General features: G+C 44.0%; 27 protein-coding genes and 1 pseudogene. 27 read left to right on the top strand and 1 reads right to left on the bottom strand.

What is annotated here, in order from left to right:
- Positions 1-71: 71 nt before the first annotated feature.
- The 25 genes and pseudogenes from JNO66_RS20090 to JNO66_RS20955 form a co-directional block, all read left to right on the top strand.
- On the top strand, positions 72-338 hold the full coding sequence (locus JNO66_RS20090; protein WP_203090992.1) for a hypothetical protein: 267 nt from the start codon (positions 72-74) through the stop codon (positions 336-338).
- Positions 338-607: a hypothetical protein gene (locus JNO66_RS20085; RefSeq protein ID WP_203090991.1), complete on the top strand. Its 270-nt coding sequence runs from the start codon at positions 338-340 to the stop codon at positions 605-607. Before JNO66_RS20090 ends, JNO66_RS20085 begins: the two co-directional genes overlap by 1 nt.
- A 15-nt stretch (positions 608-622) precedes the next feature.
- Complete coding sequence (locus JNO66_RS20080; protein WP_203090990.1) at positions 623-1,684, top strand: hypothetical protein; 1,062 nt, start codon at positions 623-625, stop codon at positions 1,682-1,684.
- Positions 1,685-1,696: 12 nt separating this feature from the next.
- The gene (locus tag JNO66_RS20075) at positions 1,697-4,339 is read left to right on the top strand and encodes a VirD4-like conjugal transfer protein, CD1115 family (RefSeq protein ID WP_246483382.1); all 2,643 of its coding nucleotides are present in this window, start codon (positions 1,697-1,699) and stop codon (positions 4,337-4,339) included.
- Complete coding sequence (locus JNO66_RS20070) at positions 4,336-4,536, top strand: hypothetical protein (protein ID WP_203090989.1); 201 nt, start codon at positions 4,336-4,338, stop codon at positions 4,534-4,536. The genes JNO66_RS20075 and JNO66_RS20070 overlap by 4 nt, the downstream gene beginning before the upstream one ends.
- 30 nt (positions 4,537-4,566) lie before the next feature.
- Positions 4,567-6,936 (top strand): pLS20_p028 family conjugation system transmembrane protein, encoded by a 2,370-nt coding sequence (locus JNO66_RS20065; protein WP_203090988.1) that lies wholly within the window; start codon positions 4,567-4,569, stop codon positions 6,934-6,936.
- A gap of 47 nt (positions 6,937-6,983) precedes the next feature.
- Positions 6,984-7,118 (top strand): hypothetical protein, encoded by a 135-nt coding sequence (locus tag JNO66_RS20855; protein ID WP_273753827.1) that lies wholly within the window; start codon positions 6,984-6,986, stop codon positions 7,116-7,118.
- Positions 7,115-7,417 carry a DUF5592 family protein gene (locus tag JNO66_RS20060; protein ID WP_203090987.1) on the top strand — a complete coding sequence of 101 codons (303 nt, stop codon included), beginning with the start codon at positions 7,115-7,117 and terminating at the stop codon, positions 7,415-7,417. The genes JNO66_RS20855 and JNO66_RS20060 overlap by 4 nt, the downstream gene beginning before the upstream one ends.
- A 1-nt stretch (position 7,418) precedes the next feature.
- Positions 7,419-8,093 carry a hypothetical protein gene (locus tag JNO66_RS20055; RefSeq protein WP_203090986.1) on the top strand — a complete coding sequence of 225 codons (675 nt, stop codon included), beginning with the start codon at positions 7,419-7,421 and terminating at the stop codon, positions 8,091-8,093.
- Positions 8,094-8,097: 4 nt separating this feature from the next.
- Entirely contained in the window at positions 8,098-10,032 is a 1,935-nt protein-coding gene (locus JNO66_RS20050) for a VirB4 family type IV secretion system protein (protein WP_203090985.1), read from the top strand.
- A complete protein-coding gene (locus JNO66_RS20045; RefSeq protein WP_203090984.1) occupies positions 10,033-11,112 on the top strand; it encodes a lysozyme family protein in 1,080 nt (359 codons plus the stop codon).
- Between the two features lie 14 nt (positions 11,113-11,126).
- Positions 11,127-11,708 (top strand): hypothetical protein, encoded by a 582-nt coding sequence (locus tag JNO66_RS20040; RefSeq protein WP_203090983.1) that lies wholly within the window; start codon positions 11,127-11,129, stop codon positions 11,706-11,708.
- Positions 11,709-11,726: 18 nt separating this feature from the next.
- The gene (locus JNO66_RS20035) at positions 11,727-12,626 is read left to right on the top strand and encodes a hypothetical protein (protein WP_203090982.1); all 900 of its coding nucleotides are present in this window, start codon (positions 11,727-11,729) and stop codon (positions 12,624-12,626) included.
- A gap of 336 nt (positions 12,627-12,962) precedes the next feature.
- The gene (locus JNO66_RS20030) at positions 12,963-13,223 is read left to right on the top strand and encodes a ribbon-helix-helix protein, CopG family (protein ID WP_203090981.1); all 261 of its coding nucleotides are present in this window, start codon (positions 12,963-12,965) and stop codon (positions 13,221-13,223) included.
- The gene (gene mobP2, locus JNO66_RS20025; protein ID WP_203090980.1) at positions 13,210-14,388 is read left to right on the top strand and encodes a MobP2 family relaxase; all 1,179 of its coding nucleotides are present in this window, start codon (positions 13,210-13,212) and stop codon (positions 14,386-14,388) included. Before JNO66_RS20030 ends, mobP2 begins: the two co-directional genes overlap by 14 nt.
- Positions 14,389-14,392: 4 nt before the next feature.
- Positions 14,393-14,842 (top strand): hypothetical protein, encoded by a 450-nt coding sequence (locus JNO66_RS20020; RefSeq protein ID WP_203090979.1) that lies wholly within the window; start codon positions 14,393-14,395, stop codon positions 14,840-14,842.
- The gene (locus JNO66_RS20015) at positions 14,843-15,274 is read left to right on the top strand and encodes a hypothetical protein (RefSeq protein WP_203090978.1); all 432 of its coding nucleotides are present in this window, start codon (positions 14,843-14,845) and stop codon (positions 15,272-15,274) included. It begins immediately after the preceding gene.
- Entirely contained in the window at positions 15,275-15,559 is a 285-nt protein-coding gene (locus JNO66_RS20010) for a hypothetical protein (RefSeq protein WP_203090977.1), read from the top strand.
- On the top strand, positions 15,560-17,527 hold the full coding sequence (locus JNO66_RS20005; protein WP_203090976.1) for an ImmA/IrrE family metallo-endopeptidase: 1,968 nt from the start codon (positions 15,560-15,562) through the stop codon (positions 17,525-17,527). It begins immediately after the preceding gene.
- A gap of 72 nt (positions 17,528-17,599) precedes the next feature.
- Complete coding sequence (locus JNO66_RS20000) at positions 17,600-19,753, top strand: type IA DNA topoisomerase (protein ID WP_203090975.1); 2,154 nt, start codon at positions 17,600-17,602, stop codon at positions 19,751-19,753.
- A gap of 21 nt (positions 19,754-19,774) precedes the next feature.
- Entirely contained in the window at positions 19,775-20,746 is a 972-nt protein-coding gene (locus tag JNO66_RS19995; protein ID WP_203090974.1) for a DUF3991 and toprim domain-containing protein, read from the top strand.
- 24 nt (positions 20,747-20,770) lie between these two features.
- Positions 20,771-21,421 (top strand): restriction endonuclease, encoded by a 651-nt coding sequence (locus tag JNO66_RS19990; RefSeq protein ID WP_203090973.1) that lies wholly within the window; start codon positions 20,771-20,773, stop codon positions 21,419-21,421.
- Between the two features lie 146 nt (positions 21,422-21,567).
- Positions 21,568-21,732: a hypothetical protein gene (locus JNO66_RS19985; RefSeq protein WP_203090972.1), complete on the top strand. Its 165-nt coding sequence runs from the start codon at positions 21,568-21,570 to the stop codon at positions 21,730-21,732.
- The gene (locus tag JNO66_RS19980) at positions 21,722-22,138 is read left to right on the top strand and encodes a type II toxin-antitoxin system PemK/MazF family toxin (protein ID WP_203090971.1); all 417 of its coding nucleotides are present in this window, start codon (positions 21,722-21,724) and stop codon (positions 22,136-22,138) included. The genes JNO66_RS19985 and JNO66_RS19980 overlap by 11 nt, the downstream gene beginning before the upstream one ends.
- Positions 22,132-22,286, top strand: a pseudogene (locus tag JNO66_RS20955) (AbrB/MazE/SpoVT family DNA-binding domain-containing protein); the annotation flags it as partial. The gene JNO66_RS19980 and the pseudogene JNO66_RS20955, both read left to right, overlap by 7 nt.
- Positions 22,287-22,590: 304 nt before the next feature.
- Here JNO66_RS20955 and JNO66_RS19975 read toward each other — a convergent pair.
- The gene (locus tag JNO66_RS19975) at positions 22,591-23,280 is read right to left on the bottom strand and encodes a hypothetical protein (RefSeq protein ID WP_203090970.1); all 690 of its coding nucleotides are present in this window, start codon (positions 23,278-23,280) and stop codon (positions 22,591-22,593) included.
- Positions 23,281-23,656: 376 nt separating this feature from the next.
- Between JNO66_RS19975 and JNO66_RS19970 the strand changes: the two genes are divergently transcribed.
- Both JNO66_RS19970 and JNO66_RS19965 read left to right on the top strand, forming a co-directional pair.
- Complete coding sequence (locus JNO66_RS19970; RefSeq protein WP_203090969.1) at positions 23,657-23,947, top strand: AbrB/MazE/SpoVT family DNA-binding domain-containing protein; 291 nt, start codon at positions 23,657-23,659, stop codon at positions 23,945-23,947.
- Between the two features lie 463 nt (positions 23,948-24,410).
- Positions 24,411-24,614: a hypothetical protein gene (locus tag JNO66_RS19965; RefSeq protein WP_203090968.1), complete on the top strand. Its 204-nt coding sequence runs from the start codon at positions 24,411-24,413 to the stop codon at positions 24,612-24,614.
- Positions 24,615-24,617: the final 3 nt, after the last annotated feature.

Raw genomic sequence — 24,617 nt, 5'->3', positions numbered from 1 at the left:
ATGGCAATCAGCACTCATTCCAACGCCTTTTTATAGTGAAAGGCTCAAACCAACAAACAGGAGGAGATCATATGGCAACGCAACGTGAACAGAAAGACGAAAAGGAATTGACGCAACAGCTTCTACGCTACCAGGGGCAAGACTACCAGGATTGGTTGCATGAGAAACACGAAGAGTTTAACCGAGAGAATAGCGATGTGTTCAAGAAACTACTGACAAAGGCCATCAAGGAAAAAGAAAAGCCGAAGGTTGAGCCACCAATACGCCAGGAACAAGAGAAACCGGAAGCACAAGAGACGAATCAAGACCAAAATCAGTATGAAGGAGTGAATGCGTAATGTTATTAGATATGTTGATGCTGTTTAATGTAGAAAATTCGGATTTATACCAGTCAGGGGAAGGGTTACTTCGTTGGATACAAGGATTTGGAGTTCTTGTAGCCGCTGCCGGGTTTATTGTTGGCGCGTACTTTCTTATGGCTGGTGGGGCGCGTGGAAGAATGTCGTGCATCGGATGGTTTCTTGGAGCCGCCATTGGATTGATGATCTTACTTGGAGCGTATGACATTGTTGACGCACTCACGGATAATGCGCAATTTAGTAATTAAGAAAGTGGGGATGAAATGATCACCATCGGGTTTACTAATTCAACGGTTGAAGGCATTGAAAGTTTTGAGAAATACCCTTTTCGCGAAGCGTATGTGCTTACACATGCGCTAAACGTTCAACCAAAGAATGAAGGGAAAACGGTTGATTTTGTGTTACTTCAAGAAGAAGAAACCTTGTATCGTGGCACGTTTGAATGTGGCCGCGATGAAGTTGAAAATATCTATCAACATATTACCTTTCATTTAAGAGAGCTGGAGGTCAAAGGGAACGATCGAGAAATGCGCGATCGATTACTTGCGACGCTGTACCAATCCTTGCACGACGAAGCACAGGCCTATGAAATTCGTCGGGAGGAACAAAAGGCAGCCGAACAACAAGCACAAGAGGAAGCCCAGGGCGAGAAAGCAGAGTCTCCGCCCTGGTTCAAAAATATTAAAGTGATGTACCCCGCGTTTGGCGGTGTGATAGTCGCGCTTCTTTGTGTCATTTTGCTTACAGGGAACCAACCGCACCCCCAGGCGTTAGCCAATCAGATCGAAGAGGAACCACTTTTAATGGATGAAGAAGCCTATCAAGACATTCTCTTAAACAAAGGAAACGGTACGTTAGCGAAATTAGAAGAAGCAACAGAAGAAGAACGCCAGGAACTAACGGAGGAAGAACAAGAGATTGTCGCCAAACTCTATGTTGATCATGCTGATTATGAGCAAGCGACAAACTACCTTCATGCCGAACAGGTTGCGGAACTAGTAAAAGATAAAGGGATGGATACCCTTAAAACGTTCAACGAGTCGCATCCAACAACGACTGGCCAAGTCACGTTAGCCAAGCATTATTTGAAACAGGGTGAGATTGATGCAGCGAAAGCGGAGGCCGAAGGCACAGACAATGACGCGTTAAACACTGATCTATCAACCTATGAAAGCATTCAAAGTGATATCGCTGGCTTACGTCAAGTGATTGAAGATGAACGCGACCAGGACGAAGATGATCAAGACGAAGGCAAGATCAAAGGCTGGGAAGAAGAAATCAAAGCCAAAGAACAAGAGTTAACAGCTATTAAAGAAAAACAATAAGGAGGTGGTTAAATGGATGTTGCAACACGTGAAAGGTATACGATACGTGAACGATTAGCCAGCTTCCCGGTTCTTTTCCTTTTAGGAGCTGGCCTTTTATTCCTGGTATCGCTCTTAGCCAATTTCATCCTTCGTGCCGGATTACATGCGTGGGAGATGATCGGTAACCTAAGCAATCCGCCGCCTCTCTTTTCCTTAAGGGAGGCGGTATTTCAATGGCAGATTCTCGATTATCCTATCTTTTATGGTGTAGTTGGAGTCATTGCCGGAATTGGGATTGGTAAGGTTCTCTATGATTTGCGCCAGTCCTATAAAAAGATTGGGACTAACAATGAAAAAGGGTCGCAGCGGTTTTCAACGGAAAAAGAGTTGCGGAAACAATACAAGGCAATACCGGAACGAACGCGCACGTTCAAAGGGCAAGGGGGACCAGCCATTTCAAGGACGAATAAATGGAACGCGATTGATAGCTGGCGGAATTATCAACAATTAAGCGGCTTTCAGAAGGTCATGAAGCCCTATCAATTGTTTCAAAAACAATCTTATTTATTGGTCGATGATTCAGCGGTCAATAACTTGATTATCGGGACCACTCGTTCCGGTAAAGGAGAAATGTTTGTGTTTCCAACGATTGATGCGTATTCACGCGGTACAGAAAAGCCGAGTATGGTTTTTAATGACCCAAAAGGGGAACTATACCGCGCGAGTAAGGAAACGCTTGAAAAACGGGGTTATCACCTGGAAGTCATGAATTTGGATAATCCAAATGAGTCCATGAGTTATAACTTACTCCAACTCATTAAAGACGCGTATAAAGACCAGGATTACTCAACGGCTCAATTGTTGTGTCAAACACTCACTCACTCGCTTTATCACGACCCGAACTCAAAGGACCCCATGTGGAATAACCTTGCGGGCCAACTAGTCAATGCCATGATCTTGGCCATCACCGATAAATGCGTAGCCGAAGAGCGAGAAGATCAAATTTGTATGTATGCCGTTGCCAATATGTTGACGGAACTTGGTGGCATGAATATTGAGATTGATGATGGGATTTTCGCCAATGCGCTTGATCTCTATTTTCAGAACTTGCCGGAAGGCACAGTCGCCAAGCTCCAGTATGCGTCCAGCAAATTCTCCGAGGGGAAAATGCGCTCCAGTATCTTTGCGACAGCGATGGATAAGCTCCAAATTTTCACCTTCGATGAAATTGCCCGTATGACCAGTCGAAATTCGATTGACTTAGATAAGATTGGGTACGGGAAGAAGCTAAAAGGAACGGCTGCACCTTATGAGCGTGTTCATGTGACGTTCGCGAACGGTGTTACTGAAAAGGCTAAAGCCGGACCGTCGGGACGATGGAAATTGTTATTTGATCAACCTGTAGCCGAAGGTGACACGATTCAGATCGAAGATCAGTCGTACCGAGTGGAGGCGATTGACCATGAAACGGGCGAAGTCGCTTTTAACCAAGTGAAAGAAGAAGCAGCCAGCGCGGTGACGTTAGAGGAGGTCGTATACTTTAACAAGCCAGTGGCTCTTTTTATTATCATTCCGGACTATGACACGTCGGTTCATGTGATTTCCTCTATCTTCATCCGCCAGCTGTATTTTGTCCTGGCGAAAAACGCCGGACAAACGAAAGGCGGCAAGTGTTATCGCCAAGTGGTGTTTATGCTCGATGAATTTGGAAACATGCCATCGATTCAAGATATGCCTAACATTATTACCGTTTGTTTAGGTCGTAATATCCGGTTCAATTTAATCGTGCAAGGCTTCTCTCAACTACCACAAAAGTACGGGAAAGAAGCCGCAGACACGATTATCGGAAACTGCGGGAACCAAATGTACATTCATTCGCTTGAAAAAGAAACGGCCGAGAAATTTAGTTGGCTGTTAGGGAACAAGACACAGCGCACTACGTCGCGTAGCGGGAACCCGTTAGCGTTGGCGAAGAGTGAAAACGACAGTTTAGATGCGAAGCCACTTTTAACACCAAACGAGCTCATGGAGTTAAACGAAGGGGAAACGGTTGTCTTGCGTAATATCAAACGACAGGACAAAAAACGGAACCGAATTCGTCCGCGACCGATCTTCAATCGAGGCAAAACCGCGATGAAATATCGTTGGGAATATCTCACCGATGATTTTGACACCGACGTTTCCATTATGGATGTGGATATCGCGTGTAGTCACCGAGACGTGAAGCCGAAGGATTTAATCATCTATTTTGAGGGATTCTCTACGCCAAGGCCAAATGGTGAGGCAGACGATTCATTTCAAGACTTTATGCAAACCTTAAATAACAACATCCCGGATACCGCTGAACAACCGGAAGAAACGAACGAATCACCGAAACCAGTTGAGGACGCTTTTTCCTTTGATGAAGAGCTTCAAGACGATGAACAAGAAACCGAGGAAGAGGAACGAATCAAAGATATTTTACCTCAAAAAGTATGGGGTTTGATTGAACAAAAGATTATACCTGTTGTACGTATAAAGAAGGATGATGTTGAAAATTGGACATTGGAAGAGCTAGACGAGCATATCAAGGTGTTAGCTAGCGAAGATGTGATTGATAGTCATACATTGCGATTTGTTCAAAGTGAAATTGATGCTTTAACCCAAAATCACGAGGAGGAATTACCCATATGAGTACTTTATACACGATCATTGAAAAGCACAGAGAGTCATTAGAAGAAGGAAACGAAGTTGTGATTGGCACAAACGATAGTGTGGTCTCCATCATAAAAAAAGAGGACCCCAACGCCATGCCGGATTTAGAAATCTATGTGAGTCCATTTAATGAGACGGTCCCTATGTCGACGGACTGCTTACTAGATCAAGAGTAAAACGGCTAGTGAGCGGAAGGAGGCGAGTGTATGGAAGAAGAAGAACTGTTGAAGAAGTTGCTTCAATTTGAGGATGTGATGACCCTCTCAACACCGATCAGTTGGCTGTTTCGTCAAATTGGGTGGGCGTTGATTAAGGGATTAGCGGTCTTAATGGATGCGATGCAAGGCCTAACTAATTCCATGACGGACATGTTAGGCTTTTTTAATGATGATTCGGTGCAGGATTTCTTAGGCGACATGTTACCGTATATGGTTATTGTCATGGCTCTTTCCCTTGCGTGGATAGGGATTCAATTGATGATGAACCGAAAAATTCAAACGCACCAAATTGTTTTTAACGTGTTCGTCGCGGTGTTTGTCATCATGGGGCTTTCAACCGTCATGACTCATTTTGAGACATTCACCAAAGCCGCAAACGATGAAGTGAGCACAAGTGGCGACGGAATGATGTCCGATGCCGTGATCAAAGAAAATCTAACGGACGTAACGCTCTATGATCAAACTGGATGGGAAACAACCGACTTAGACTCACTTGACGATGTTGAGCCAAACAATATTCAAGAGAGTCGCGTGCGGAATATTGATATGGTTGAAGTTATAACCGAAGATACGGAAATAACACCCGGTCAAGAACTATCCGAAGATGGTCAACAAATGATGCAAGCAAAAATAATTACAGACGCAATGGGTAATACAGGACTTGAAAAGATCGATAATGGCGGCATGTTTTCAATGTTTTCGTTCGATGAATATTACTACCGATTTGAGTACAACTTTTGGACGATTTTCGTCACCTTGTTTGTCGGGGCAGCAACGCTGTTATTCGCCACATACAAATTGGCGCGTCTGGCGTATGAAATTGCTTTCAACAAGATTTTAGCGTCAATCTTAGCCTTTGTAGACCTGCAAAACGGACAAATGTTAAAGGCAGTCTTAAAGAACATCGTGAATATGTTTGCGATTGTGATCATGATTTTCCTATCACTCCGGCTCTACAACATTTTCATGGCCTACCTTCCGACAACGGATATGAACCCGGTAGCGAAGCTCATTGCGATGATCGCCGTTAGTGCAGCGGTCGTTGATGGACCGAAAGTGTGTGAACGTATTTTCGGTATTGATGCCGGCTTAAAATCCGGATGGGGCATGGTCGCTGGCGGTTATGCGGCTTCACGCGGAGCCACAGGGCTTGGTAAAGCGGCTGCGGGTCTTGTCACGAAAAGTGCAAGTGGAGGCGTAGTGGCTGCGGCCAGTGCGCTTGGAGCTGTTTCGGGATTAAAAAGTAAAGGCAACCCATCGAATGATGGAAAAGGAGGTCCGGGTCAAGGACAAGGTAACGCACCGACAGGAGGGAACGGGTCCGGCACACCAGGCAAGGTCCAACAGGATATGGAACAAGCAAAGGGAGGCAAACAACCTGGAGGCAAGGACACCGAAGCTCAACCAGCCTTGCATACGCAAATGAAAGGGAACGATCAACCGAATGCACAAGGCCCGAAAGGGAAACCAACGCCTGGAACGACGGGAGATACGAGCGCGCCTTCTTCCCTTCATAGCGATATGAATGAGAAACAGAATACCGAGGGTGCAGGAACTGAACCAGGACAAACGACATCGAATGGAACCAATCCAATCCATTCCGGAATGAACGAGACATCGTCCGGTCCACAAAAGCCGTCGTTACATGCCGATATGAATCAAGGGTTAAAGACAGCCGGAGACGTTGGAAAAGCGGGCGTTCAATCGCAAACAGCACCAGCAAACGCGGCAATAGGAGCGGCTGGAGCAGCTTCAAGAGTGATGCCGACTGGTTCACAGCCGACAACCACGCGTTCAAATGGGTCACCAGGTACACCAAAATCAAATGCACCACTCCATAAACCAAGCGCACCGGCTGCGTCAACAGCACCTGTACAGGGACCGGCGATGCCGGAAGCTCCATCACAGGGTCCAGCGGGTCACGTTTCGAGTATGAATGAACCAGGTGCATCGAGTGAACCTGTACATGGCTCGGCACCAACACCAGGAGCCTTTGATACACCAACAGGTGGTGAGTATGTGCCTCGACCGTCTGACATTCCTTATCAGCCACCGAGTGCACCTGTGAATCATGGAACGGAACCAATGGAGCCGGCTCAATCAGCACCACACCAACCGGAGATGCCACAGGCACCGCAGCAATCGGCACCACAACCACATGTCGAACAACGAACACTTGGCCAATACTTCGGACAACGAAGTCGTGAAATGGTTCAAGGCACGAAAACGTATCAACGTGCGAAGCGCAGCTATGATCTAACGAACAACACCACAAGGAATTGGAAGCAAACGCGTATTAATGCCAAACAATTGGAGGCCAAGCGTCGGCAAGAAATTAAAAATCGAAAACGTGCATAGGGAGACTCTAATGAGTCTCTTTTTGCATCTAAAAAGGAGAATGCGATATGAGACATTCATCTGTAGTGATTGGTACCTTGGGAAAAGGTCGAAAGACCACCATGTTTAAAGAAATGGTCAAACGACATCCACATTCCATTCTGGAACAGTTCTTTCCCATTCAAGCAAGGTACCGTTTATGAGTAAATACATCATTCCAAATGACATCAAAACGGAAATCAAAATGTATAAAGAAATTTATATGTTCGACTTTTGGATGGTCGTTGGTACAGTGGTCATTTCATGGGCTCTTGGACGACTCATTGAGCCAGGGTTTAAAATTCCGTTTTATCTCTTCATGGTGGTTGTCATTGTCACATTATTATGTCGGCCACGATCGAACCCGAAAAAACGGATGTATCAAGCCATGACTTACGCACTGAATCGGTCAAGACAGACCTATCAATCCATCGATGAACCACGGAACCGAGAGGAGGGCTAATATGTTTGATGAAAAACAAATGAAAAAGAAACGGTCCAAGTGGTTTTCAAAAAAGAGAGACCAGGAACAACAGGCCGTTTGGTTTGATGAATCCAGTAAAGGTACACGCGAATGGAATAAGCGGTTTGGTTCGAGACAGGAGAAACCGATCAAACGGAAAGTCGAGTCCTCTACCCGAGATATTCACCCGTTGGCTGATTACGTCGAAGGCGTCTATCAATTACGGAATAACAATGGGTATCTTGATATCTTTCAAGTGACCACAAAAGACCTTTACGCGCAGAATGAACAGGATACGGACTTAGATGTTTATACGTTTGAGCGTCTCATACGAGCGAACAGTGAAGATATGAAGGTCGTCGGCTTAACGTATCCCGTTGATACAGGAGGGCAACAGGGGCATTTGATTCGCAAGCGTGATCGGGCGACAGACCCGATACAAATTCAGTTCCTCCAACAGAAAATCGACGAGCTGGCGTACCTTCAAGCCAACCGTACCAATAAAGAGTTTTTCTTGTTCATCTTTGGAGAAACTCGGCAAATTCTTCAGGAGCGAGTGAAAGTCGCTAAGAACCTAACGAGTGTCAGTTTTCCCTTACAGGAACTAACGAAGAGTAAGCGCGACAATTTGTTGTATAAGCTCGGGAATCAAAATTCTAAACTGGCTATGAGGTGATGGCATGAGTCTACTACAAGAACGGAATCAACCGAACGAACAAGAGAAGAAGAAAAAGAAAAAGCATCAAATGAATGATGCGCTGCTGGCCACGATTCAACCGGCTGGCGGGGTAAAGTTCGAGGAATCGTTTATTAAGAAGGGAGATGGATATGAAGCGTGCTTGCACGTATACAAGTATCCGAAACGTGCGAATGACTTTTGGCTCGCTCCTCTCTTTGATATCGAGAACTGCATCACTACACTTGATTTTGCGAGGGAAGATACATTTGAGATTCGCGAAGCGATGAACAAGTCTATGGCTGAACAAAATGCCCGCTACATTCAAGAGACGGACAATTTAAACAAGATGGAGGCGCGTGATGCGTATGACGAGTTAGCAAGTGTCTACAATGCGATACGAGACGATGGGGATGTGATTAAGAGTATCACGCTGCGGATGTACGTACACGGTCGTACGCTTGTTGAATTGGAACAGCATTTAGCGAATACCGTTCAATTCTTAGAGAACTTAGATTTTCGCGCCACGGTGTTACTGAATGAACAAGAGTATGAGTGGAAAGCCTTGTTTCAAGGCTATAGTACACAATTAAAAGACTATAACAAACGACAAGGTAAGCAACTCCCATCCAGTGTGTTGGCGGGTAGCTTGCCTTTTTATTTTACCCAGCTTCATGACCCGTACGGGTCTTATTTTGGTCAAACGAACACCAACGGCTATGTGATTTTGGATGTCTTTCATAAGGACAAACAAAGACCTTCATACAATGGCGTGGTGATCGGAAGTATGGGAAGTGGTAAATCAACCTTACTCAAAAAAATTGCGTCTGACCGAGCCGATCGGGGGGACTTTATTCGAGGATTTGACGTGACGGGCGAGTTTCGTCCAATGGTTGAGGCACGTGGAGGCAAAATCATTAGTTTAGATGGGTCGGAGGGAAGCATCAATCCTCTTCACGTTTTTAAAACGCATGAAAATCAAGCCACGTGCTTTACGCAGCACTTATCGAAAGTGGCGAACTTTTATCGCTTTATTGCGCCGGAAGCAACCGATATGGAGATCAAAGAATTTGAGAATCTAACCAATCAGATGTATGTGGAATGGGGGCTATGGGCCGAAGATGAGAGCGTGAGGGTGACTGATCGACCAAGTAACGAATACCCCATTTTAAGTGATTTAATGATGCGTATCAAACAAGAATTATATAGCGACATTGAGAAAGAAATCATGCATGAAAATTTAAGTAACAACCGAATGACACGCCTGGAGAACATCATTTTAGTGTTAAATACGATGGTTCGTACGTATGGACGATTGTTTAATCAGCACACGTCATTGGATAATTTCCAGGCACAACAGATCGTCTATTTTGAGATTAAGAGTCTAGCGCAGATGCAAAGCAGCGTGTTCCAAGCGCAGTTGTTTAACGTCATTAATCTTCTATGGGATGAACTTCTGCAGAAAGGGGTTCCGCAGTACGAAACCTTTAACCGAGGGGAATTAGCCGTGGAGGATGTGGTGTATTACTTGATTGAAATTGATGAAGCGCACGCGATCGTCAATACCAAACAAGAATCACAGGCTGCGCTCGGTATGTTAACCAACTTTGCCCGTCAAGCGCGTAAGTATTTTGGTGGGATTATCTTTGCCTCTCATACGATACGTGATTTTGTCCCGGAAGGGTCATCCATGGAAAACATTGCGGCAATCAAGACCCTATTCAACCTTAGTTCGTATAAGTTTTTAATGAAACAAGATGCGGAGAATGTGCAACAGCTGCGAACCGTGTTCAATGATGAATTATCTGATCATGAGATTCAATCGATACCAATGCTTGAAACAGGGAGTACGATTTTGACGATTGCGGGAGCAGGCAATATTCGCTTCTCCATTGAATGTTCACCGGAGGAGTTGGCCTTGTACGGAGGAGGGTTGTAAGTGTGGCTTTTAACACTCATTCCACCCAAGTGGTGGGCGGTCATTATTGGGTTAATCCTGGCTTGTTTGTTCCTTATCGGAGCGACAAGCTTTTTCTTCTTTTCGGCCTTACAAGGTGATCAAAACGAAAGTGAATTGGTTGGTGAAGAAGGTGGTCATGATGGCATCGCGCAAGTGAGTGCAGAGCTGGAAGCACTCCGACCCATCTTTAATCAATACGCGGCTGAACACGATATGGAGGACCATATTGATGTGTTAATGGCGATGGCCATGCAAGAAAGTGGAGGACGATTAGAGGACGTGATGCAGTCTAGCGAGTCGCTCGGCCTACCGGTGAATACACTTGGCCAGGAGGAATCGATTGAGCAAGGCGTGAAGTATTTTAAGCAAGTGCTTGGCGAAGCCAATGGCGATGTGAAGCTCGCGCTTCAAAGTTATAACTTTGGTTCGGGCTTCATTAATTACGCCAATCAACACAACGGCGGCGCGTATTCAAAAGACCTCGCGATCGACTTTTCACGCATGATGTATAACAAGCTAAGTCACACCGGAGCCTTCTCGTGTATTCGACCGGAGAGTGAATCAACGGGCGCGTGCTACGGCGATATTGGCTATGTCGATGCGATTTTCTCGTACCTCTCAACCCCGAACGTTGGTGGTGGTACAGGCGATGGAGAAATGGCGTTTCCGGTCGATGGAGAGGTACGGAAAACGTCTGATTTTGGCTACCGTACCGACCCCTTTGATGAAAAACAAACCGTGTATCACAAAGGAACGGATTACGCGTGTACGGAGCACATTACACCGATTCTATCGATTGCTGATGGCCAGGTAACGAACGTAGAAGTACAAAGCGGCTACGGCAATATCGTCATTATTAATCATGGGGATTACTATAGCGCGTACGCTCATTTATCGTCCTTTGATGTGTCACCAGGTGACCAAGTATCCGCCGGGGATAAAGTCGCAACGTGTGGAAATACAGGGACCTCAACTGGACCGCATTTACATTTAGAAGTGCGTCAAAGTCAATACGGAGATCATGTGGACCCGGTCGAATTTATGGGACTCGCTTCGTAAGAAAGGAGAGCAACATGGATAAACGGTACTTACTATTTGGGAGTGGATTGGTGGTATTGGCTGGAGTCACGGTCCTTAATTTATGGGCGATGAATCAAACGAATGACCCTGTTGATGTGGCTCCGCTACATGAACAAATCCGAGAGTTAAACGAAGATAACACGCTCCTAACGGAGCGACTGGAACGAATGGAACCGGAACAAGTCGCAGCTGAACGTGAAGCGATCACGAACGTTGCCTATGAGTTTATTCAGTTAGCGTATAACCGAGATTTTAATCAGTATGAGGAAGAGAGAGCAGCGGGTCGAGCGATTATGAATGATGAATTGTATGATCGCTTTTTCCCCGCCGATCAGATCGAAGCCAATGAAGAAATTGAAACGGATGTCATCATGAATCACTTGTATTTAGAAGATAAAGAACCGACCGCCGATGTGTTGTATGCGGTAGCAGACTTTCACCATATCATCGATGATACCGAGATCGATCGGCAAGAAGAACGCGACGTTCTCGTGTCGATCACGATCGAAAAAACCGGAGAAAATGAGTGGATGGTGAACGATTTATCCCTCATTCAATCCGAAGTATCTGAGTAACCGAAGGGAGGGTATTCATTGAAATCATTTAAGAAACTCTTGCAGAAAAAGTTACGAACCAGTCGGAATAAGTCCTTTGTGTATATCGTTGTCTTGGCTTTATTCTTTCTTGGATTCACGGTCTTTATGTCCTCCAGGTTATGGGCCGGAAGCGAGAACGAAGTGGTCGAAACGCCTCACCAATCAGCCATTTCTTTAAATAATACAGGTGATATCTACATTGAAGAGTGGGTCTACAATCCGACAACGAACAAGGCTTATCTCACCTTACAAACCGATGGGATGAAAGCAGAAGAGTCGCTCTCCTTTGTCCCCCAAGAGGCAGCCAATCCACGTCAGATGTTGCCGCACAATGTCGTGTTTGAATCGCGTCATGGCTTAGTGTTGGAGATTGAAAACCTTAGTTCCGAATGGGAGGTTCTAGCGGTTGGGTTGGTCGTGAATCGTCCAACGTATTCGATTGTAAACGAAGAGGAAGAGGAGGAAGAGATTGAACAAAGAAGTCCCTTGGATGATGTTCAATACTTCTTACAAACCGATCAACGAATCGTTGAAACGGACTCAACAATAGAAGTCAAAAGTGATGAAGAATACGCCGCTTCGTTCGTTCAATTTGAAATTGATCAAGCCGAACGAGACATTAAAGTAGAAGAGAATCAGCGACAACAAGCACAAGAACATCGCGATCGTTTATATCGAACATTGACTGATTTAGAAACCGATCAAGCGTATCAAACGGCAGAAGAAAAGGAGGAAACCCAAGTAGAAGTTGATCGAATCAAAGGCGATATTCGCACGATCGATGATGCGATCTACGATTATAACATCGCCATTCAAAACCACGAAGCGAAGATCGAAAATCTTCAAGAAAAGAAGCAAGAAACCGCTCAAACAACATCAGACAATGATCAAAATTAGGTCAATAATTGATAAAAAGAACGAAAAAAGAGCCAAAAACGGCTCATTTTGAGACACTTACAAGACACATCAAGCAAGATAATGGAAATTGAGAGACACTTGCAAGACACACGGGAATTCATTTTCCTTTGATTTGGTGTTTATTGTGACACATGAGAGACACACAGACCGAAAGGGATATAAAAATCGTGACACATGCGTGACACATACTTTGAATTTCTTGTACCCGCGGTTTCGTCAGGCTCTGCCTGACTTTCCACGTTATGTGGGAACAAAAACCCCTTATGCTCTTCACTCTCTCTTGCCCTTGTGCAGTTAACTTATGGAGGTGTTCTTATGGAAATACGTGTACGAAAAATGGACGCAGCGGCGGTCAAAAAAATAGATCAACTTGCAAAAGAAATTGGAGTATCGCGGGAAGAATTTTTGCGCCGCCAATTGAACACGATGGCGTTTCATCACTTCAATCAAGATAAGGAAACGAAGTATAACGAAGTCATTCAACAAAACATGGTGATCATGGAACATTGTATTGAAGTCATGCAACAGTATCACGAAACGATTCAAGAGTTGATGGGTACTCATGAGCGTAGATGAACAGGCTCCGGGTGTCGTACTCAAATCACGATTTACAACAGCCGATTCTCAATCGTTTCAAAACTACGTTGACTATGTTGATCGTGAAGTTGCTACGATGAAACAAGATGGAGCGAACAAAATGTTTTCGCTCTACCAGGACTACATGAGCGACCCGGATAAAACGTCATCCTTGTTCACGAAAGAGAGTGACCACCTATCAAAAGCCGACAAGGGAAAAATGAAATCACTGTTCGAGCAAGCACAATCAAATGGTAGTGTCATGTGGCAAGACGTGATCAGTTTTAATAATGATTGGTTGGTGGAGAAAGGCATCTATAACTCCAAGACAGGTTCACTAAATGAACAGAAGTTAAAGGATGTAGCGAGAAAGTCTATGCACAACATGCAAGAGAAAGAAGGTCTTTCCGGTAGTGCGGTATGGTCGGGAGCGATTCACTACAACACGGATAATATTCACATTCACTTGGCGATGGTCGAACCCCATCCAACGCGTGATCGAGGCAAGCGGAAACCACTCACTTTAGATCGAATGAAATCAACGGTTGTGAATGAAATCTCGAATCGGCAGCCACACCAGGAGCGTATCAACGACATGATCAGAAAACATATGGTTCATGGCAAACAGAAGAACTCGACGTTAAGGTTTCGCAATCGTGATCTGAAGGATGGTTTCTTGCAAGTGATGAAGCAACTACCCGCAGATAAGCGACAATGGCAATACGGGTATTCCACGTTAAATCCTGTACGCAAACAGCTTGATCAACTGACGACCGATTACTTAAAAAAGTATCACGGACAAGACCTTCAATCGTTGCACAAGATGCTTGATAAAGAGGTACTAGAAATCAAGAAAGCGTATGGAGGTGGGCCGAAAGATTCGTTCCGGTTTGATCGCTATAAGCAGACCAAACTTGATGATCTATATAAGCGCATGGGGAATGGGTTCTTAAAAGAAATGAAAGAGTTTGCGAAGGACCAAGAGCATATGAAAAAGCTCGCGTATCGATCAGATAAATGGCAAACAGCGTATGATAACTCACGAACCTATCAATCGTTACGGCAAGCCTCTTACCACATGGGACGTGACTATGAAGATTGGAAAGAGCAGCGCGCATATGAACAACTCCAGCGTGAGATTGATCAATCGAAAGAGAGGGATTAGTAACATGACCACTCGTACACGACGCAACTTAAAATTGACAGAAGAAACGAACGTTTATATAGAGGAAGTAATGAAGAAAGAGGGCATCATGAAGCCCGCGGATGCAATTGATCGTATTTGTTCAGAGCATAAGCAATTCAAAGAAAGAGAATGGGACGTTGAGTATTTTTCCAAGATATTCGGTCAAACGATTAACGATTTATTCTCTAATGAATTAAAGAAAATACTAATGGCGGCCAATCACGCTGATAAGACATCGCAGATCAATTTAGAGCTGTTAAATACGATGTTCACCATTCAACGTGAGCTGAAAGATTTAGACGTTTGTTATGTGACAGACAAGGAAGATGGATTTTGGGAGGCAGCACTGACACGACAAGCTAGAGAGGCGGTCGAAGAACGTATTTCAACGAAACGTCAGAAGCGCATTGACTCACAGAAAGGAGCCAATTAGATGCTTGTCGCACATGGAGTCGAGAAGGTAGGAAATGATACTCGCTTCATTAAATCACATTACGGATTTAATTATGTGTTTGTTCATCAATATGGAGAGTATGGACTCGATACACACGCCATTCTCCCTGTATTAAGTGTGTCATCTGATAGTGTGTTAGTTGGAGAAAAGAAAGACCCATCCAGGGCAAACGCGTTTGATTATGCGATGTCGACATTGCTTCATCCTCAAATGTTTGTGGTTGGTTCGTTCTCATTTTTGCCGGGTCCTGGCCCGTATAAGATTGGAGTATGTGATCACTGCGAACGTGATGATCAGCCGTTAGCACCGGGACTTGATTCAATGGATTCTCATGTGATGGATGTTTGTGTCATGGGGTGTACATTTATTCGCAATATGAAAGCCTATTATGCTTTTAAGGAGGTGAAATAGATGGTCTTGTTTTTCGGAGAAGATATGGAAGTCGGCGTTGTTCAATCAGTCTATCAAGATGAAACCAAGAACAGTGTTGTGTTGATAGTCAGAGACGAAGAGTACACAATCTTTCTATCAGATGAAGAGTTTCGCAAACTGCAAATCCATTTTCAAAATCAAGAAAACCTCGTCATTCCTATTAATATGAAAACGAAAGAATTGTTCCTGGATACCGACCAAACGGAACTAGAGGAAGCCCTAGAGGAGCTTGTCGAGGCAGCCGATCGAGGAGGCGAAGAGTAGATGGCCAAGTACAAAAAGAAAACAGCGGAGGAACGAAAACAAGAGATTGAACAGATTACAAGCGGGATGCAAGATCGAATCGATTCCTACTTTCATACGCCGGACCAGGTGAAAGATTATCTTTCCTTTATGGGGAAATTTCATCAATACTCGCTGCGTAACTCGGTGTTGATCGACAACCAGTTTCCTGGAGCCGAAGCGGTCGGTTCGTTTAAGTTTTGGAAAGACAAAGGCTTCCCCGTTAATAAAGGGGAGAAGGGGTTAAAAATCCTAGTCCCGAATCGATTGGAGAAAGAATTTAAGGACGAAGAGGACCAGTGGAAAGGCTTAAAAAAAGCAACCACTACACAAAAACAGAAGATTGAACGTGGCGACCTTCCAACACGCGAGGGTCGTCTTTATTTTTCCGTTGGGTCGGTATTTGATGTCTCACAGACGAACGCAACCGCCCAGGACTTGCCGCAAATCTTCCCTAATCGGTGGCTTGAGGGAAGCGTCCCAAATATGGATTCCTTGCAGCAGGGCATGGAGGATGTGGCCAAAGAAAATGGTATTAAGATCATCCCACCAAAAGAGGAGCTTGGCGCAGCTAAAGGAGTTAGTTACACACTGACGAACGAAGTGGCCTTGAACCCACGGAATTCGGATAAGCAGAATGTGAAAACATTGCTTCATGAGTTGACTCATGCGAAGCTCCACACGAAAGAAACGCATCACAAGTACACGGCACCGGAGAAAGAGTTTCAAGCTGAAATGACGGCCTATACGGTGGCCAAGAAGTTTGGGATTGATACAAGTGATTACTCGTTAAATTACCTCCATAGCTGGACCAGTGGCCGCAAGATGGAGGACAAAGAACAGCTTTTAAAGGAAGTACATGAAACGGCGCATAGCTTCATTGATACGATTGAAAAACGATTAGTCAGCGATCGAGAGAAGGAACAAGGCCAAGAGAAACAACAACTCGCCCAGGAGGGCGTGTATTACGATGCTTTTCCATATCAGTTGAACAAGAACACCCAACCTCAACCAACGAAAGGGAGCGATCACATGAACACGAACCAACTAGAGGCCATGAGAATGTATGCGTTTGAACGAGTGAAGGCGGTTCACGACCCGCGCGACTTAGACCAGGATTATAAGCAAGCAGCCTCAATTAAAGACACAGACAAAGAAGCGACGTATCGTTTGGAATCCAAAGTGAAAAGCCGTCCAGATTTTGAGTTGGTTCATGACAAAGAAAGCAACCAGGTAACGGCGTATCAAGTCAATGAGCGAGACGATTCAAGAACGCGTTTAAATCGAAAGCCTGTTTCCATGGATTATATTTCGAGTAAGCATGAACGGGGCACATTTGAGTTGCAGCAACTAACTCCATTAAAAGAGGAGCCAGTGAAAGAAAAATCTGAACCAACCCAAGAAAAACAAGAGCCAGTGAAAGAGAAAGCCGAGCCAAGCCAGGAAAAACAAGAACCGTCCATGTCCAAAGAGGACTATAAAGAAACGTACAAAGACCAGGTGGCCGCAGCTGTCACGCCAGCCGGAGAAAAGCCGCTGGAACAAGAAAGCGATCAACGTGAGGAGTACAAAGCCTTATTTAAAACGAATGTCTTAAACGTCTTGGAAGGAAAGAAGTCGGAGGCTAAAGAGGCCAAAGAGCCGGAAAGGGAAAATGGCGAGCGTACCAATCCATTCCCGGCGGTATCGAAGGAGCAGCGTCAACAAATGATGGATTTTGAAGCGTCTCATTCGTACCATGACGTATATAAGCTACGCAAAGAAGCCTTGTCCGAGATCAAAGAAATGGATTTGTCACCAAAAGCTGCGGAGAACTTGAAAAAGCTCGAAGCGCAGCTTGATAAGGAGTATAAGCAAGACAAGAAAAAAGACCCGAATGAGAAAGGATTTTTTAAGTTCCGTGGGATGGGTCGCTCACAATCCAATGAACAAGAGTTAGAACGAGCGTAACAATGAAAGACCCCCTTCCCCATCTAGGAAGGGGGTCTTTCATACATCAAATTACATGAGAGGATGATGAACATGAAAACGGTCATTTTAGCGGAGAAACCAAGCCAAGCGCGTGTGTATGCGGAGGCTTTTCAGAAAACGAATAATAAAGGAAAGTACATTGAGGTCCAGGACACGAAGCTCTTTCCCAATCAAACGGTGGTCTTAACGTGGGCGATTGGCCATCTTCTTCAACCGCAGCCACCAAGTGGCTATAAGGAAGAATGGGAAAAGTGGTCCCTTGATCAATTGCCGATGTTTCCGGACTCGTTTGTATTGGAAGTGGCACCGGATAAGAAAGACCAATACCAGGTTGTTGAGCGCGAACTAAAAGCCGCTGATCATATCATCATCGCGACGGATATCGACAGGGAGGGTGAAAACATCGCCCGCAGCATCATCCATAAAGCGGGCTGCATGAACAAAAAAATCTCACGCTTATGGATTAATTCCCTGGAGGCGGAGGAAGTCCAGCGAGGCTTTTTAAACCTTCAACCCGGCGAACAATCAGAACGCTTATATACGGAAGCACAGACGCGTCAGATCAGCGATTGGTTGGTCGGAATGAACGCCTCTCGCTTATACAGTTTGAGCCTACAGCAGCGCAGCGGGAAGGGTGATCGGTATTCCGTCGGTCGCGTACAGTCGAGCCTTCTCATGTTGATTTATCAACGTCAATTAGAAGTGGAGTCGTTTCAATCGAAGCCATTCTTTGATGTGAAAGCGGAGATTCAGACCAAGAATGGTTCGTTTGAAGCGAAAGTCCATGATCGTTTTGAGACGGATGAGGAAGCCAAAAAGCTGCTTACTTCTCATGGTGTCACAGCTGATCAAAAACAAAAAGGAGCTATTGACCGTGTTCAACGCGACATGAAAGAACAGAAAGCACCGAAGCTCTTTTCCCTTTCGGGCCTACAATCAGCGATGGGGAAACGGTACGGCTACTCACCGGACAAAGTGAAACAAATTGCGCAATCTCTTTATGATCAGAAGGTTTTATCGTATCCACGAACAGGTTGCGAGTACATTACGAAAAATGAATTGAGCTACTTAAAGGCGCAGCGTTTCGCGTATCAAGAATTACTGAACGTCGTCGTCGACGTGGCGCATCCGGAAGGGCAAAAACGCCATGTGAACGGTGAGAAGGTCCAGGAACACTATGCCATTGTGCCAACGAAAACGATTCCAACGGACTCGCAGCGGGCGAAATGGAGTGAGGAAGAATGGATTGTGTATCTGGAAGTAGTGGCCACAACCCTTACGACGTTTGCGCCACCGTATGAGTATGAAGAAACGAGCGTGGAGGCTTCTATCAACGGGCTTTCCTTCTCTGCATCGGGAAAGGTACCAAAAAAGGAAGGCTGGAAAGAGCTGTTTTCCTTCCGGAAATCGCTTGACTCCAAACAAGAAGAATCCGCGGAACAAGAACCTAAGCTACCCCCTCTCCAGGAAGGGGAAAACGCGAATATAAAGCCATTCATCCATGAAGGGAAAACGAAGCCGCCTCGCCTGTACACAGAAAGTCAGTTAATTAATGTGATGAAAACATGCGGGAAAGCCGTTGAGGATGAAGAACTGACGGGGATTTTAAATGACATTGAAGGCATTGGAACAGAAGCCACACGCGACGAAACGATTAAGAAGATTAAAAAGGGTCGGTACATTGAGATTAAGAGTAAAAAGGTCCATATCACACCGAAAGGCCGGGTCTTGTGTGCAGCGGTTAAAGGGTCCTTACTCGGTAGTCCGGATATGACGGCCAAGTGGGAACAATACCTGGCCAAAATCGGAGAAGGAACAGGAAGCCAAGACACGTTCCTGGCGAACATTCGCAAATTTATTCGTCATGAGATTAAGGAAGGTAGCTCACGGGTTGTGGGTGACACGCTGGTTGGCCAATATCTTCAAACGATTGAACAAGAGACGTATGTAGGCAAATGCCCGTCGTGCCAGGATGGAAAAATGGTTGATCGTAAGACGTTCTATGGATGCGATCAATACAAAAATGGCTGCAAGCAGACGTTGCCAAAAACGATCTTTGAAAAGAAGTTGACGCAGAACCAAATTCAAACGATCTTATCCGGCCAAACCACCGGAAAGCTCAAAGGCTTTAAAAGCAAGCAAGGCAAGTCATTCCAAGCCAAATTGACGTTAGAAAATAAGCGCATTAAGCCTGTGTTTAACTAATGACAAGGGAGGTGGAGCTGCATGGCCAAGCGTGCTGGTGCAGACCAAATTATGGAGGCTCGAAACGTTGATTTAATCGACTATTTGGAGAGTAAAGGGGAAACGTTCACGAAAGAGGGGAACTATTACCGCCATACCGAACATGATTCGTTGTTAATTCGTGACAATATGTACGCCTGGAACTCCCGTGGCGAAAAGGGTCACGGAGCGATCGATTTTGCGATGATGTATTTCAATATGAGTTTTCCGCAAGCCGTCATGGACTTAACAAATGGAGACTACCGATCTGTAGAGAAACAAACACAACAAGAAAAGGTAGAACCCTACAAGTACCCGAAGCATTACGAAGTAGATTCAACGAAAGAGCTGAAATCCTACTTGATGGAAGAGCGCAAGATTCACCCGAAAGTCGTTCAATGGGCGTTGAAAAACGAGTACATTGTCCAGGACCAAAAGAAAAACATCGTCTTTCCTTGGAAGAACGAAAAAGGAGAGATTGTTGGAGCCAATCGTCAAGGAACCGTCGACATGGGAAATGGTCGTCGGTTTAAGGGCGTTGATAAGCATAGCCAGCAACCAGGAGGCTTTCACTTTGATGTCGGGAAGCCGGAGAAATTGATCGTGTTTGAGGACGCGATCGATGCGCTTAGTTATTATTCGATTAAACAAAAAGACGTTCAGAACGCGCGCCTAGTGAGTATGAGTGGGGTCAAACCAGATGTCATTACGCAACAAGTCAAACAGATGGTAGCCGAAGGTCACCAGGTGAAACAGGTTGTGCTTGCGGTAGATAACGATAAGGGCGGTCATGAGTTCGTTGAGACGATTACAAGTAAAATGCGGCCGAGCGATAAGCTAGTCAAAGACGATGCGGCTAAAGAACAGTTCTTCCAGGTGGAGCAGCCAACTAAGAAGGATTGGAACGATGATTTAAAAGCCAAAGTGAAAAAGCAAATGGCCCGTAAGGAAATAGAGGCCGAGCATGAACGCTAATCATAGACTATAGGAGGCGATAGGATGGTGTTAGAGAGCTTGTTTAGAGTGGTTATGTGGGTGTTTTTCCTTTGGGTGGGGTGGAAGCTGGCCAAGTTCCTCTTTCGCACCATCCAACGCCGTCGTATCCTCAAACGTATGAGTAAATCGGGGATACGGGACATTGATCAAATGGACGGTTTTCAATTTGAGTTTTACCTGGTTGCGTTGTTTAATATGCTTGGGTATCGTCCGGCTGAAACGCAGCAAAGTCATGATTATGGAGCCGATTTGGTGTTAAAAGGACGAAACAAGATCGTCATTCAAGCCAAACGCTACAAATTTAAAAATCGGGTAGGGATTGATGCCGTTCAGCAAGTCTACGCGGCCCAAGCGTATTATAAAGCGCAAGAATCTTGGGTGATTACCAACAGTCGCTATACCTCCGGAGCCAAAAACTTGGCCAAAGCGTGTGGGGTGAAGCTGCTTGATCGGGTGGAGCTTCAAGAGTTTATTAATAAGGTGAATCCGGAAGTCAAAGCGGCCGACGTGTATCACCAGGTCGAGCCGGAGGCGCGTGTTTGTCCGGAATGTGGTCAAGCGTTAGTCGTTCGTCATAGCCGAGACAAAGGGAGTCGATTCTTTGGGTGTACATCGTTTCCTCAATGTCGTCATACCGAACAAATTAATGCTTAAAGGGTGTTAAAAGGATAATAAGAATAAATGGGATATTTTTATTAAAAGGGATAATTTTATCCCTTTTAGCTTGGATATCTGGTGTTACGTTTGATATAGTATAAGGTACAGTTTAAAGTCATGATTCTATCGAGGAGCGTGATAACATGAATGAAGAACAAGAAAGACAAGAGCTATTAAAACAATTAAACAAGGCGGATAAGTTGTTTAAAAAAGCGAATCCGAACCCTAAAAAATTAGAAGTAAACGCGAATGGAAATGTTGAATTAGATTTGCGTGACCCTTCTGATCGTCGTTGGTATGAAGGATAAGTTTGAACGATTCGGAGAAATCCGGAAATGCTATATCGAACACCTTAATGAAAATCGCACCGAACGAGGGAAAAAAAGACCAGTAATGATTGTGTCAGAAGAGGATGGGCTATGCACCATTGCACAAGTCACAACGTCGAGTTCCCCTTTTAATATCATAAACGGGTATAAAGTGAAGGATTGGGAGAATGCTGGCCTTGATAAGCCTTCCTATGTAAACTGTCATCCAAAAGATACCCGACAAATGAGCCTTCAAGACATGGAAAGTGTCGGAAGGCTTTCTTTACGTGATCAGAAGCAAAGTTTCGTCAAAATGGTTCAAGTTGCAGATAAAACCATGAGACGCAACAATCAATTAGATAAGAAACGAAACCGAGGACCGGAGAACGATGGACCCGAATTATAGGTAACGGAGTTGAATGGAAAGTTGATGAATTAGGACCCTTGTGGTCATTACAATGGAACTAAGACGTACCCTAGATATTAAATTGAAAGACCCGTTTGAAACTTATGTCGATGACGAGCACATTATCTTAAAGAAGTACCAGTCTAATAGTTAATGTATGATTACAATAAAAAAACCAAATAGAGCGATTATGGTCTTTTTAATTACGGTGAGAGTATTTCGTAGCGAAAATGAACTGATGATATGTAGTACAAAGAATTTTTTAGTGTTGTTTGATTCATTCAAGTAATTTCATAAAAAAAGACGACTAAATTAGTCGTCTTTTTTCTTATTAAGTCCATGGACCGAACATTGAGTAAGCACAACCGCCTACAGTTACGATGACAAATACAATTATAATTATAGCTATTATCTTGAATGCTTTCTTACTCATTCATTATCGACCTTCTATCTTAGTAATTCTTCACTAAATTTCCTGATACGTGTCCTCTACGGTCAACGTTCATTGTTTGAATTTTCGACCAGTGCATAGGTGAGTGTTTTGCAAAAGTGAATTTCCAAACAACTTGTGATGTAGCCTTAGTAGCCGTATAGGTTGCATTACCAAGAGAACCTGATACAGCCGCACCTGGATTTAAATTTGTTGACCAAAAACTACGACCGTTTATACCAATTATGCTAACTCCTCTTCTTAACACGCCTATCTGCTGGTATAGAGATGTAATAGAAACATCTAAAACCTTTTGTTCAGACTTAAATGTTCTGAATCTTGTTTTGTCCATAGTACTAAATTCAGCATCGTCTTCAACGATTTCATGTGTAATTACAATATCACCGTTGTGCGAGGTTTGAACTTCATTGGTTGAAAGCGTCATTGTAGCGTCAGCAAATTCTTCAATGACCTCTGGATCATTGAGGTAGTTAATGAGTTTTTCCTTATCTTCATCAGATAAGGCATTGAACGTTTGAAGATTTTCAGCTTCCTCTTTACCCTTATCAGCGTCCGCTTCAATAATTTCAGTGAATTCTTCAAGCGTTGTGTCTCCGTGTGGTACTTCTTCGTTATCTTGGGCGAATGCACCAGTAGAGAATAAGATAACACTTCCTAAGCTAATGGACAATGTAGTAAGTAATTTTTTCATATGTTCCTCCTGAAGTATTGGGAATAATTCCACTACAAAGGCTAACATAATTACCAGTAAATTTTTTACCTAATTTAGATACTTTAGACTTTCTTTAGAATGGGAATCAGTATGTTTTTCAGTCAAAAGAACTACATTATCCCCTAAAATATGTGAGAGTGTGTGAACTGATAAGTTGGCTTGTAAAACACCCGATTACAATTATTTAAAAGGTAGGTAAAGATAATGATTATTTTTTCTGTATAGGCTAAAAGTCATGAACCGAGATAAATCACAAAGATTCTTTAGATGTACGTCGTTTCCCCGTTGAACGAAGGACCCGAATTATAATATGTTATAATCAGAAAAAACAGATAATTTAAGAGGAGTGATTAGTATGAAAGCAACGGGAGTTGTACGAAAAGTCGATGAATTAGGACGTGTGGTCATTCCTATGGAGTTAAGGCGTACCCTAGATATTCAAATGAAAGACCCACTTGAAATTTACGTCGATAACGAGCGCATTATCTTAAAGAAGTACAAGCCGAATAGCCAATGTATGGTCACAGGTGAAGTAAGTGATCAGAATATCAGTCTTGGCAACGGGAAGATCGTTTTGAGCCAGGAAGGAGCGGCAGAAGTGCTGCGCCAATTAATGCAATATGTTAAGAAAGAAGGGGCTGTTTAAGCCTCTTCTATTAGGCGTACTATAAAAGGAGAGCATAAAACCGCTCTCCTTTAAACTTATCCTAAATATCCAATTTATCAAATTTGATAAATTTATCCCTTTTATCCTTATTTTCTGTTGACTTATCGTACTATATATAGTACGATATAAATAGATAAAGGAGGTGAAAACATGTTGGACTCTATAGAGCAAATCGCTCGAATCCTCGCTTCTTTAGCAACAACGGTTGGCATCGTAGTAGCGCTTAAGAAAACGGATTCGAACGAAAAGAAAGATTGAGGGTAAGGGGCTTAGCCCCTCCTCATGCTCTATAATACAACATGACATATGAAAAAGAAAACCTTGTATATCTTGTTGTTGATTCTAATATGGGTAGCGTTTATCTTTAGAAATCTCGTATTAGATTCAATCGTTTTATTTGGCACAACGTTGTTTATCATGGACCAGCTAGGAGTGTTTAAGAATGGACGAGGAAGAAAAAACTCTCACACAGACCGAACGTAACAAACGTTGGCAAGAGAAGAACAAAGAACGAACGAAATACTTGCAGAAGCGTTCAACAGCAAGAAGTTTCATTAAGAACCATGCAACCTTAGATGATATAGAGGAACTAGAAACGTTGCTGAAAGAGCGTTATGCAGCATTAAAACAGATTGATGGGTCATAAACT

The organism is Alkalicoccobacillus gibsonii (assembly GCF_016798245.1).
Taxonomy (GTDB): domain Bacteria; phylum Bacillota; class Bacilli; order Bacillales; family Bacillaceae_D; genus Alkalicoccobacillus; species Alkalicoccobacillus gibsonii.
Note: the sequence above shows the minus strand (reverse complement) of the source record. Positions and strands in the feature narration are given on the sequence as shown.